The sequence below is a fragment of the Streptomyces humicola genome, from assembly GCF_024436035.1.
GTDB classification, from domain to species: Bacteria; Actinomycetota; Actinomycetes; order Streptomycetales; family Streptomycetaceae; genus Streptantibioticus_B; species Streptantibioticus_B humicola.
On sequence record NZ_JANFNG010000003.1, the window covers coordinates 375,269 to 387,254 of the forward strand.

The 11,986-nt window shown below is 67.6% G+C and carries 12 protein-coding genes; 4 read left to right on the top strand and 8 right to left on the bottom strand.

The features are described 5' to 3' along the window. Positions 1 to 128: 128 nt before the first annotated feature. Positions 129 to 623, top strand: a complete 495-nt coding sequence (locus NGB36_RS07710) for an ATP-binding protein (RefSeq protein ID WP_255919366.1) — start codon at positions 129 to 131, stop codon at positions 621 to 623. Positions 624 to 800: 177 nt separating this feature from the next. Here NGB36_RS07710 and NGB36_RS07715 read toward each other — a convergent pair whose 3' ends face one another. Beyond that, on the bottom strand, positions 801 to 1,529 hold the full coding sequence (locus NGB36_RS07715) for a tRNA-dependent cyclodipeptide synthase (protein WP_255919367.1): 729 nt from the start codon (positions 1,527 to 1,529) through the stop codon (positions 801 to 803). A 260-nt stretch (positions 1,530 to 1,789) separates the two neighbouring features. Beyond that, complete coding sequence (locus NGB36_RS07720; RefSeq protein WP_255919368.1) at positions 1,790 to 2,782, bottom strand: hypothetical protein; 993 nt, start codon at positions 2,780 to 2,782, stop codon at positions 1,790 to 1,792. Between the two features lie 336 nt (positions 2,783 to 3,118). On the opposite strand from NGB36_RS07720, the gene NGB36_RS07725 reads away from it, so the two are divergent. Further along, positions 3,119 to 3,658: a hypothetical protein gene (locus NGB36_RS07725; RefSeq protein ID WP_255919369.1), complete on the top strand. Its 540-nt coding sequence runs from the start codon at positions 3,119 to 3,121 to the stop codon at positions 3,656 to 3,658. An 87-nt stretch (positions 3,659 to 3,745) separates the two neighbouring features. Here NGB36_RS07725 and glpK read toward each other — a convergent pair whose 3' ends face one another. The 4 genes from glpK to NGB36_RS07745 all read right to left on the bottom strand — a co-directional run bounded on the left by glpK (position 3,746) and on the right by NGB36_RS07745 (position 8,389). Continuing rightward, entirely contained in the window at positions 3,746 to 5,263 is a 1,518-nt protein-coding gene (glpK, locus tag NGB36_RS07730; RefSeq protein WP_255919370.1) for a glycerol kinase GlpK, read from the bottom strand. Positions 5,264 to 5,351: 88 nt separating this feature from the next. After that, on the bottom strand, positions 5,352 to 6,194 hold the full coding sequence (locus NGB36_RS07735) for an MIP/aquaporin family protein (RefSeq protein ID WP_255919371.1): 843 nt from the start codon (positions 6,192 to 6,194) through the stop codon (positions 5,352 to 5,354). A 223-nt stretch (positions 6,195 to 6,417) separates the two neighbouring features. Further along, complete coding sequence (locus NGB36_RS07740; protein WP_255919372.1) at positions 6,418 to 7,563, bottom strand: glutathione-independent formaldehyde dehydrogenase; 1,146 nt, start codon at positions 7,561 to 7,563, stop codon at positions 6,418 to 6,420. An 88-nt stretch (positions 7,564 to 7,651) separates the two neighbouring features. Next, positions 7,652 to 8,389, bottom strand: coding sequence for a rhomboid-like protein (locus tag NGB36_RS07745; protein WP_255919373.1), 738 nt, complete (start codon positions 8,387 to 8,389; stop codon positions 7,652 to 7,654). 586 nt (positions 8,390 to 8,975) lie between these two features. Here NGB36_RS07745 and NGB36_RS07750 point away from each other — a divergent pair. Then, entirely contained in the window at positions 8,976 to 9,704 is a 729-nt protein-coding gene (locus tag NGB36_RS07750) for an AfsR/SARP family transcriptional regulator (protein WP_255919374.1), read from the top strand. Here the strand turns inward: NGB36_RS07750 and NGB36_RS07755 are convergent. Next, on the bottom strand, positions 9,701 to 10,450 hold the full coding sequence (locus tag NGB36_RS07755; RefSeq protein WP_255919375.1) for an SDR family NAD(P)-dependent oxidoreductase: 750 nt from the start codon (positions 10,448 to 10,450) through the stop codon (positions 9,701 to 9,703). The genes NGB36_RS07750 and NGB36_RS07755 overlap by 4 nt on opposite strands. Positions 10,451 to 10,543: 93 nt before the next feature. Beyond that, complete coding sequence (locus NGB36_RS07760) at positions 10,544 to 11,776, bottom strand: class I adenylate-forming enzyme family protein (RefSeq protein ID WP_255919376.1); 1,233 nt, start codon at positions 11,774 to 11,776, stop codon at positions 10,544 to 10,546. On the opposite strand from NGB36_RS07760, the gene NGB36_RS07765 reads away from it, so the two are divergent. After that, positions 11,775 to 11,963 carry a hypothetical protein gene (locus NGB36_RS07765; RefSeq protein ID WP_255919377.1) on the top strand — a complete coding sequence of 63 codons (189 nt, stop codon included), beginning with the start codon at positions 11,775 to 11,777 and terminating at the stop codon, positions 11,961 to 11,963. The genes NGB36_RS07760 and NGB36_RS07765 overlap by 2 nt on opposite strands. Positions 11,964 to 11,986: the final 23 nt, after the last annotated feature.

Genomic DNA, 11,986 nt, shown 5'->3' on the forward strand with positions numbered 1-11,986 from the left:
GGAAGGGGGTAATGGGGGCAGCACTGCCCGAGGCATATGCATGGGCGCCTCCTTGGAACTACCCATTCCGCTCAGCCAATTCCCGTGGTTCGGGCCCGAAGACGGGTCTGGGCAGCCATGATGAATCCATGGCGGGTCGGGGAGGCTTTGAACAGTCGCAGCGGTTCGGCACCACCGCGGCGGCGTGGATTCCCACGCCGCAGGACCAACGGGATGCCAACACGCTGGACCTGCTGGGCAATCCGTCGGTCGACGAGATACGGCTCACCTCACGGCCGGAGTCCGCGTCCACCGCGCGCCGGCTCACCCTCGCCGTGCTGCGGCTGTGGCAGCTTCCCCACCTCGGCGAAACCTGCGAACTGCTGGTCTCGGAGCTCGTCGGCAACGCTGTCAGGCACACTGGGGCCCGCACCTTCGGGCTGCGGATGCTGCGCCGTCGCGGCTGGATCCGGGTCGAGGTGCGCGACCCGTCGCGCGGCCTGCCATGTCTGCTACCGGTCCGTGAGCTCGACATCAGCGGCCGCGGTCTCTTCCTCATCGACAAGCTGTCGGACCGCTGGGGTGTCGATCTGCTCCCACGCGGCAAGACCACCTGGTTCGAACTGCGCGTCGTCGACCGCTGAGACGCGGCACAGAGCGGGACGACGAGGAGTGACGCGGGACGACTCGGCACGACGCGGCACGACGCGAAGGCGCCCCGGACACCGGTCGGGCGTCCGGGGCGCTATGTACTGCACGGCCCCCGTAGCGTCATCGCACATCACCACATGACGGGAAGACGTTCCGACGGCCGACGGATGTCATGCCGCTCGGCGGTGGTCATCCTTCACCGTCCTTTCCGAACGGAGCACGGCGTAGGCCTGGTTCCGCATCGCGCGAAGTCCGCCGCCACGGCGGTAGAGCACCTCGGTGAGCGGCATGACGACGGGATACGCGGAGACCGATGACGGCACGCCGAGGATGCTCGGGGTGTCCACGAAGAAGGGGAGCTCGGCCGCGATGTAGGCGCGGCAGGAGCGGAGTTGCTCGGCCGTCGCGGGCCCGCTGTCCTGCAGGCGCGGGGCGAGGAACTGCTGCACCATCGCCTCGCACGCCTCCCGCAACTCCTCGTCCTCGTCGACCAGATGGTCGAGCCGTCGGCGCAGTCCGGTGTAGACGGGGTTGTCGGCGAACTCCGACAGGGCGCTCATGCGAATGCCGCGGCCGAGCAGCCCGGCCGATGCGAGTCCTTCGGTGATCCGCCGGCGAACCGTTCTTATCTCCTTGGCGGCTCGCCGCTGCGCGTGCTCGGGGGTGTAGCCGAACGCCTCGTATATCTCGTCGAGGTGCACGTCGGCGTGGACGAAGTCGACTTGGGTGAATCTCTGGGCCGCCCAGCGGGCGAGTGCGCCGAGTCGCTGGGCGGAGAAGTAGCTGTTCCCTGGACTCACTCCGATGAGGAGGTGGTCATGTTCCTCCCAGATGAGCTGGCAACTATTGGTAAAAGGAAAGAACTCGAACTCCTCGAGCTGGTCAGGCTCTTGGGACATCTCCAGGCCCGTGATCTCACGGAGCTCTCCGAGACCTTCCCTGGGATTCGCTGTGCAGGCGTCAGCCACCGTGAACTGGCGGATGCGCAAGGTAGTTTCACCCCTTGTGCCGCATGTCCCTGGGAGCCTTGTGCTCCTGGTGTGGCGGCAGCAACCAAAAGCTACCTCTCGATGGCGGACCGTGACCAGCTTCTACGGAGATTGACCGGAATTGGTCTGTACCAGGCCCCGGGCCGCGGCGGGCAGTCCGGGGCGTGGGGTCAGTATCCGGGGGCGCGGCTCGTCCGGTAGCGGCGCATGACCATCCAGCCCGCTCCGATCACCGCGCCGGCGAGCAGGCCGCCCGCGGCGATCTCGGGGGAGTTGGCGGGGCCGCTCGTGCCGCCGGCGCCGAGTTGCGGGCCCATTCCGGGGTACTCGCCGCCGTCGGGACGGTCGTGGCGGTGACCGTGGTGGTGGCGGGGGCGCGGGCCGCGGACGACGCTGAAGGTGGCGTGCCACTTTGCCCCGTCGGGGCAGACACCGAACACGCCCCACCGGTGGCGCACGATGCCGCGCCGGGCGATGCGGGCCTGGCCGCGGAAGTCCGGACTGCGGCGCAGGTGGAAGAGTCTGGCGTTGCCCTGGCTGAAGGCCCGGGACCCGGCCGTGATGACGCGCTGACCGGGAAAGACGTAGCCGGGGCAGTGGACCCACACCGTGACACGCCCGCCCGGGTGAGTGACTCTCGGTCGCACCTTTGCCCTCGCCCCGCGTCCGGTGTCCCGCGGAATGAGCCGCTGGCGGTCGACGGTGATGATCGTCCGCCAGTCCCCGCCGCCCGGGCAGTGGCCCATGACCGGCTGTCGGACGAAGCGACCGTGGTGCTGAGGGCCGTGGCCGCCGTGGCCCTGGCCGTCGTAGCCGGGGTAGCCGTAGCCCTGGTCGCCCGGACCTCGGTCTGCGAACTCGTCGTCGGCGAAGGCAATGCGGACCCGGCCTTCGAACTTCCAGGCCATTCCGACGATGTACGTACGGTGCAGTTTTGCCGCACCGCCCGCGAACGCCGGCGATTTGGCAATCATGGTGGAGTGCTGTCCCATCGGGCTGCAGAACACCGTCAGATCGGCCGTCGAGCCCGGTCTGACCACCTGCTGGTCGATGGTCGGCGTCGGGTCGACCGGTGGCGGATCGGCCAGGGCCGCCTGGCCAGAGGTGCTCATGGCGGATGCCGCTGCCACCAGGGCGGCAGCCGCGAAGCGCGTGCGGTGCACAGTGCGATCTCCTCGTCCCGGGCGCAGCGGCAGGCACTCGCACCTGCGGACTGACGTCAGGCTACGTCCCGTCAGATATGACGATATGGAGTAATTCTGACGAGCTACCAGATATAGGCCGCAACCAGGTGATACCGGTCGCAGGATCGGTCATGACGGTGCGTCGGCCGAATGGCCCAGCTGTGCCCCTTGGAGGTGATCACCCGGAAGCGACGCCCAAGAGGCGCCTGCGGCCCTGGGGTCGTACGACTGGATGCGGGGGCGGCGTCCCGCCGTCCCTTGTGCACCGCGTCAGGCGGTGAGCTAGTCGAACGTTCCGTCGGACAAGGAAGACACATGAATCGTCGAAAAGGCGCGCTGGTCGCCGCACTCTCCGCGACAGCTACGCTCGCCGCCGTCGTCCCCGCCGCCTCCGCCACGGTGCCGGACCAGGGACGGACCGACCATCACGCCGTTCCGGGACTGCAGAGCGTCGACCCTCAATGGCGCGACGTCCCGGGCTGGATCTATGCCATTCCCCGCCATGTAGTCGAGTCCAGCTTCGGTGGCCAGATCTCGTTCGTCGTCACCGGCAATCAGCTTCCCCGGCTGCAGCACTTCACGCTGCACAGCCCCAGCCTCGACGCCGGCTGCCGCCACGGGAACACCCTTGAGGGCCGAATGGTGGTCAGCGACTGGAACGGCCGTTTCAACACCCCGGCGGTCGCCCGAGGCTGCGTCAATGGGGTCTACCTGATCGAGGCCTCCGAACACTTTCCGCCATTCAAGACGTACATCACGTCCCTCGTCATCGAGCAGCCGCACGGCGGGCCGCCCCACCCCCACCCTCACCCTCACCCTCACCAGCATCCGGACTTCCATCCCCACCGAGCCTGAGCACCCCTCGAGCAGCTGCCGTGCCCCGCACCGGCGGGACACGGCACTTCTCTGCGACCTCGACTCATTGCTGAAGCGAGGTGGTGCTCAGTCGACCTTGACCCAGTCCAGCGTGCGCTGCACGGCCTTCTTCCAGCCCTCGTAGCCCGCTTCGCGCTGCTTGTCGCTCCACTGGGGCTCCCAGCGGCGGGACTCGTGCCAGTGCGTGCGCAGTTCATCGGTGTCCCGCCAGAAGCCCGTCGCGAGCCCTGCCGCGTATGCGGCCCCCAGCGCCGTCGTCTCGGCGACGACCGGCCGGCTGACGGGGACGCCGAGGACGTCCGCCTGCGTCTGCATGCACAGGTTGTTGGCCGTGATGCCGCCGTCCACCTTCAGCACGTCCAGATGGACGCCGGAGTCCTGTTCCATCGCCTCGACCACGTCACGGCTCTGGTAGCAGATGGCTTCCAGGGTCGCCCGCGCAAGATGCCCGTTGGTGTGATAGCGCGCCAGGCCGACGATCGCGCCGCGTGCGTCGGAGCGCCAGTACGGCGCGAACAGCCCCGAGAAGGCGGGCACAAAATAGATGCCGTCGCTGCTGTCCACGGTCGCGGCGAGCCGCTCGCTCTCCGCGGCGTCGCTGATGGTGTGCATCTGGTCGCGCAGCCACTGCACCGCGGAGCCGGTGACGGCGATCGAACCCTCCAGGGCGTAGACCGCCGGGGCGTCGCCGAACTTGTAGGCGACGGTGGTGATCAGGCCGTGCTCGGAGCGCACCGCCTGCGTACCGGTGTTGAGCAGCAGGAAGTTGCCCGTGCCGTAGGTGTTCTTCGCCTCGCCTGGCGTGAAGCAGACCTGCCCGACGGTGGCAGCCTGCTGGTCGCCGAGCACCCCCGTGATGGGGACCGGTGTGCGCAGCGGGCGGGTGGTACGGGAGGTGCCGAACGCCTCGGGGTGGGCGGAGGAGTGGATCCGCGGGAGCATCGCACGCGGGATGCCGAAGATCCCCAACAGTTCCTCGTCCCAGTCCAGGGTCTCCAAGTCCATCAGCATGGTGCGGCTTGCGTTGGTGACATCGGTGGCGTGGATGCCGCCGTTGGGGCCGCCGGTGAGATTCCACAGCACCCAGGAGTCGGTGGTGCCGAAGAGCGCATTGCCCTGCTCGGCGGCCTCGCGCACCCCCGCAACGTTCTCCAGGATCCACTTGATCTTGCCGCCGGAGAAGTACGTGGCCGGCGGCAGGCCCGCGCGGCGGCGGATCAGGTCGCCGTGCCCCTCCCGTTCGAGGGCGGCGGCGATCGCGTCGGTACGGGTGTCCTGCCAGACGATGGCGTTGCAGTACGGCTGGCCCGAGCGCGGGTCCCACACGACAGTGGTCTCCCGCTGGTTGGTGATCCCGATGGCGGCGAGGTCGGAGGCCGAGATTGCCGCAGCCCGTACGGCGTTCTGGATTGCGACGTTGGTCCGTTCCCAGATCTCGACCGGGTCGTGCTCGACCCAGCCGGGACGCGGCAGGTACTGGGTGTGCTCCAGCTGGTGCTTGGCCACCTCGTTGCCGTCGTGGTCGAAGATCATGAAGCGGCTGCTGGTGGTCCCCTGGTCCACCGCGCCGACGAAGTCCGCCATGGGTCGTTGCCTCTCATGGGTGAACGTGGGTGAACGTGGCTGATGCGCCTGGGCGATACGGGGGGTGGTACGTGGGTGATGCGCCAGTTCATTCCCCCGTCGGAACCCGGCCGACGGGTGTCGGCTCGGCCTCCGGAAGGAAGCGGTGAACGAAGTACTCGTAGAAGCCGCCGCCGATCAGGCCGCCGACCAGCGGCCCCGCGATCGGCACCCAGAAGTAGAAGTTCCCCCACTGATCCCGCCAGGCCGACCCGTAACCGGTGAGGTAACTGGCGAGCCGCGGCCCGAAGTCGCGGGCGGGGTTGATGGCGTAGCCGGCGTCGGCGCCGAAGGCCATGCCGATCGCCACCACGATCAGGCCGATGATGAACGGGGCGAGATTGGCGCCAGGAAGGTTGTTGAGCGGGTCGGTGACGGCGAAGATCAGCAACAGCAGCAGCGCCGTGCCGATGACCTGGTCGCGGAAGGCACCCCACTCGTGCACACCCGCGACGAGCGAGCCGTTGCCCGGCAGGGTGGAGAAGACGAACTGGGTGCGGAACGTGTGGCCGGGGTCGGCCCTCGCCAGCACCTCGGTGTAGTCCCAGCGCACCAGCAGCGCGGCGACAAAGGCCCCGGCGGTTTGGGCCACCACGTAAGGAGCCGCCTTCCGCCAGGGGAAGCCCTTGAAGACCGCCAGGGTGACGGTCACCGCCGGGTTGAGATGGGCGCCGCTCAGCCGGCCCGCGACGTAGACGCCCATGGTGACGCCGAGCCCCCAGGCCCAGGCAATGGAGTCGTGCGCCCCGAGCCCCCCTTTGGGGGTGGTCAGGGCGCCGCCCGCGATCACCTGCGCCACCACGCCACAGCCGAAGAGGATGAGCACCATCGTTCCGGCGAACTCGGCCGACAGCTCGCCGATCAGTCCCGAGCCGCGCCTTCGATCAGCCATGGGTCCCTGCTTTCGCCGATGGTGTGACAGTAACGATTAACGATTAACGATTAACGACTGAGAGTGACCAGTGGTGTGCCCGGTGCCTACGGCGCACCGGATATGTTGTGATACTTGGGGTTCTGGGCTCCTGATAGGCACGGAACCACACGTGAGCGGCCCCAGTGCGCCGGAGTACGCCGTCCGGACGAGCCGGGTCCGGACGGCGCGCGGATGCGGGGCGTCAGGCGGCGAGCACGGGGTGCAGCACCACCTTGGTGAAGCCTTCGATCCGCTGGTCGAACTTCTGGTAGGCCATGGGTGCCTGATCGAGCGGGAGTTCATGCGAGACCACGAAGCTCGGCTTGGCCCGCCCGGCGATGATCAGGTCGCGCAGCTGGCGGTTGTACCGCTTGACGTTGCACTGTCCGGTGCCCATCCGCTGGCCCTTTTCGAACATCTTGCCGATGGAGACGAGCAGCTGTCCGTGCTTGGCGTGCTCGTCCGGGCCGCCGGGATCGGAGGGCACGTAGAGCCCGGGCACACCGAGCATGCCTGTCGGCCGGACCGTCTCGACCAGCGTATTGAGGACCACTGCCGGCTCCTCGTGGGTGGCGTCATGGGCCTGCGCCTGATAGCCGACCGCATCGACACCCTTGTCGGTGCCTTCGCCGCCGGTCTGCTCACGAATCTGCTCCGCGGGGTCGGCCTTGGTGAAGTCGATCGGAATGGCCCCGATCTGCTCCGCCTTGGCCAGCCGCTCGGGCACCCGGTCGACGCAGAACACCTTGGACGCACCGCGCAGCAGCGCCGAGTAGGCGGCCATCAGCCCCACCGGTCCTGCGCCGTAGACGGCGACGCTCTCACCTGGGGACACCTGCGCCAGCTCGCAACCGTGATAGCCGGTCGGGAAGATGTCGGCAAGCAGCACGAAATCGGTCTCGAACTCCTCGCCCGGGGGCAGCTTCAGGCAGTTGAAGTCGGCGTACGGCACGCGCAGCAGCTCTGCCTGGCCACCGGGGTACGGGCCCATCGCGACGTAACCGTAGGCGCCGCCCGCGAAGCCCGGGTTCACGGTCAGGCAGAAGGCGGTGTACTCGGCGAGACAGTTCTTGCAGAAGCCGCACGCCACGTTGAACGGCATGACGACCCGGTCGCCCTTCTTGAGCGAGGACACACCGGAGCCGACCTCCTCAATGACACCGAGGTTCTCGTGCCCGAACACGATGCCTGACTGGGCCGCCGTACGGCCTTCGTACATGTGCAGGTCGGAGCCGCAGATCGCGGATGACGTGATGCGCACCAGCACATCGTTGGGGTGCTGGATGCGAGGATCTTCCACCTCCTTCACCGATACGGCGAAGGGCTTTTCATAGACGACCGCCTTCATCTCCACCACCTCCGGTGAGGATCTTCAGGAACGGTGACCGTCCGGTACCTCCAGCTAACCCCCACGAGCCCGCGGGCTCAAGGCTGCGTCACGCGCTCAGCTCCTGCGGCGGTCTGCGCAGCGGCCCCGACAGTCGGCACAGCACGGCCGTCACCAGCCCGCAGAGCGCGGCGATGACGTGGCCGAGGTCCCAGATGCTGTGGCTGACGACCATAGGCGTGAGCAGCACGCCGAGCAGCAGTACCGTGGCGACGATGCGGGTGCGGCCGCTCATGATCAGTACGGCGGCGGCGAGACCGGCCACGAGCATGTAGCTGACGCCCACATCCGTGGCGAAGGCCAGCTTGGCCGGAGCGCGACCCACGAGGATCGCGTGCCGCAGCAGCTCCTCGGTGATCAGGGAGCCGAAGATGTGCCCCGACACCGCGATGACGACGATGCGGGGCGTGCCGTAACGGTGCTCGGCCCAGGCCACCACCGTGGCGAAGCCGATGACGTACAGGGCGAGCCCCTCGCCGTGGTTGGCGACCCAGAAGGCGCTGGTGGCCAGCACGCTCGGCGCGTTCTTCTGCAGCCGGTCGAGGTTGGTGCTGTCCACTGCCGTCATGATGTCGACGAGGCGGGGTGGGGCCGTCTTCTGCACCAGGGTGAAGCAGGTGAACACGGCGATGTAGCAGAACGTCGCCGGGGCCGACAGCACCCATGTGTGCAGCCTCACGGTCCATGGCGAGCACCGCACGACGAGCCGCCGCGCACACGGGACGTGCCGCCCGGCCGCCTTGAGGACATACCAGGCGACGACGACCGCCAGAAACGTGCGGATCATGAGGTGATTGCTCTCATGCACCCATCATGACCAAGGCCGCCGGCAAAGGTGCGGTCGCCCCGTCTTTTCGCGTTAGTGGACTGTGTGTGACTGTCCGGCCACGCGGTGAGTTCGGACGGGTAGCGTTCATGAGCCATTGGGCCGTGCTCGGCCGGAATGGCGCATTCTCGCCTGACCCCGGTTGGTCGCTCTGCGGGGGCGGGCGCCGACGGTATTAAAGTGCTGGCGGTTCCGCTTTTATCTCCGGGTAAAGCCGCGCTGCCGGTTGCCGGAACTTTGGGCAACGGCTTCTAGTGGGTACGACCTTCATGGAGTCAAGAAACACCGCCGTCCGCGATCCGGTTGCATGGGAGAGTGTTGTCGATCTCCGGCGTGTGCGGTATGGGCGATTTTCGGTCAGAATCTTGACTGAGGGCACCCGCGATGTATGGTTTCTTGAGTGCCTGTTGACGGGGGCAGGCGTCCGTGTCGTCCTGTGCTCCTACGATTCCGGCCACGAGTGCGTAGCTTGTTCGGTCTTCCCAAGATATGTGGAGTCGTAATGCACATAGGAGTGCTGGGGCCTCTTCAGATCTCTCTCGAAGGCATGCCGGTCCATGTCGAGCTTGCCCCCAAGCCCCGGACCGTGCTCGTAGTTCTCCTGGTCAACGCCGGCGGTGTCGTGCCCGTTTCGTCGCTCGTTCGCGAGGTGTGGGGTGACGACCCTCCGGTCAGTGCGCTGAGAAACATTCAGACGTACATATTCCAGGCGCGCAAGGTGTTGTCGCGGATAACCGGTGTGTCGGTGCGTTCCGTGGCGCGCGAACTGCTGATGACCAGGCCCGGCGGGTATCTGTTCAGCGACAAATCCGCGAAATTCGATCACGAGAGCTATCGGAAGATGGTCGCCGACGGGCGGGACACCATCCGGAAGGGCGACTATGGAAAAGGAATCTTACTTCTTGACCGTGCGCTCGCGTCGTGGCGCGGACCCGCGTTCGTGGACGTGGTCACAGGCGTAACGCTCGAGGCTCATCGGCGTCAGTTGGAGGAGTCGAAGCTCGGAGTGATCGAGGCTCTTTCCAGTGCGAAGATCGAAATGGGGCGGTATTACGAAGCCGTCGCCGATCTCACTGTTTCCGTATGTGAGCACCCCCTTCATGAAGGGCTTCACTATCAGTACATGCGGGCACTCAGCATGGCGGGCGACCGGGCGCACGCGCTCGACGTATTCAGTAAGCTGCGCGTGAGTCTCGTCTCCGAGCTCGGGATTGAGCCGAGTGATGTAATGCAGGAGCTCCAGTCCAGCATTCTCAATTCGTCGTGCCTGAGTTAGACGGCGCTGTAGCCGCCGTCCACGGGAAGGACGACGCCCGTCGTGTATGCGGCGAAGGACTCGGCGAAATTGACGATCCACCAGGCGACCTCCTCGGCCGTTCCTACCCGGGAGAGCGGGAGAAGTTCCTGGAGCCGGTGTATCGCCGCCACGGCGTAATCGTCGAGCGCGTTGTTCTCCAGGATCGGTGTCTCAATGGGGCCCGGGGCCACCGATACGACCCGGATGCCGTAGTCGGCGAGTTCACCAGCCCAGGCACGGGTGAAGAAATCGAGACCGGCCTTGGTCGCTCCGTACAAGGACAGCTCGGGCCAGCCGCGCTGCCCGAACGATGCGCTGATGTTGATGATGGTGCCGCCCGATCGGGCCAGGGGCTGCAACGCGGCCTGCGTCAGCAGCAGGGGGGCTCGCAGATTGACTGCCATAAAGCGGTCGAATTCGTCTGCGGAGATGGTGCCCAGCGGCGTACGCCGCAGCATCCCGGCACCGTGTACCAGGGCGTTGATGCCCCCGAAGGTTTCCAAAGCAGTATCGATGACCTTGTCGGGTGATGCCTTGTCTGTGACGTCGGCAGCCAAGGGGATGATGGCGGGGCGGCCCTGAGCCGTGGCGCTGAGCTTCTCCCGGCACCGGCCGACCGCCAGGACGTTGGCGCCGCGGTCGGCGAACGCCTGGGCGGTCGCCCGCCCGATGCCGCTGCCAGCGCCGGTGACAACTGCGGTCTTTCCCGCCAGGGTGAGGCTCAACGCCGCGTCTCCTTGTGAGAAGTGGAAGGAACTCGCCTGATAGGTGAACACTCTTCACACGAGGGTGGTTGCACGATCCGGGCATTCACCGCGTCAGGGCAAGGGCGCTCCATTGCGGGTGAGTGAGCGTGAGGCGGTCCGCGCGGAGAGCAGGACGTGGTCCGTGCCGCGTGTCAACTGGTGTCGGTCGGCCGGCGGGTCGAAGCGGCCCAGGATGCGCAGGGCACCGCTGGACGGATCGAATTCCGCCCTGTCGCGTGTGCACAGCCACCCCGCACCGTCCGCCGCTCCGTCGGCGAGGAAGCGCAACGGGGACGTCTCCTCGGCCAGATACGGGGATGCCTCCATCCGGACCTGAAGTTCCCCGTCGACGATCCGGGTCCGTACGCCCAGAGCCACCATCCCCACCGAGTCCGGCCCGAACCACCCCGTGGGATCGGCGGCGATGATGCCCGTCTCCGTCGTCCCGTAGGCCTGGCCTATACGGACCCCGTAGCGCTCGGCGAACCGGGCATGGGCCATCCCGTCCAACCGGTCGCCGCCCGAGACGGCACGGCGCAGCCGGGGCAGCCGCACCGAGCGCTCGCCGAGCGCAAGGGCGGCGAAGTGCACCGGAGCGCCCATGAGCGTGTCGGCCCCCGAACGTATCGCCGACCGCAGCATGCTCGACCGGGAGGCCAGTGGCGGGAAGACCGTGACGGCCCCCACGTCCATGTGGTGGAGCAGTCCGCCCACCAGGTTGAAGGAGTGGGACACCGGGCCCAGCAGCAGGACCCGGGAGCCCGGCCCCGGCATGCCGCCTATCCTCCGGAAGGCGTCGAGTTCGTGCAGCAGCGACTGCGAGGTGCGGGCGACCGCCTTCGCGAACCCGGTGGATCCGGAAGTGAAATGGACGAGGCAGTGATCGGTCACCGCAGCGCGTCCGTCTCTCAGCCGGCGAACGTACGTCTCGCACTCGTCGTGGAAGGCGCGCCGGCCGTGCCCGGTGCCGCTGAAGGAGATGTAGAACTGCGGACGACAGCGGTCCAGCAGCAGTTCGAGCTCGCGGCCCCGTATCTCCGGCCCCATGAGCATGACTTGGGCGCCGAGCGACCACAGGGCGAAGACCGACCACAGATGGGTGAAGCTTTGCGCGCCCTGAAGCGCCGTCGTGGCGCCGGATCGTATGCCGTGCGCCTGGAAAAGACGCCTCGCGGAGACGACCTGAGCGCGCAGCCGCTGGTAGGTCACCTCATAGCCGGCCTGCGCCCACACGGCGTCGCCGGGGTGCCGGGCCAGGAGTTCGGAGCCCCACCAGCGGGACTCGCCGCCCAATTCCTCGCGCATGTCCGATGTCCTCACCGCTCGTCCCCCGTACTGCCGGATCGTCGGTACCTGTGCATTGATCGGAACACCGGCGGGCCACGAAGGGTTGCGCACCGCACCGCACCGCACCGCACCGCACCTCACCGCACCGCACCGCACCTCACCGCACCTCACCGCACCGCACCCGCACGGGCGGGCGGTGCGGTGAGGGCGCCGGGGGCCCCCCCGCCC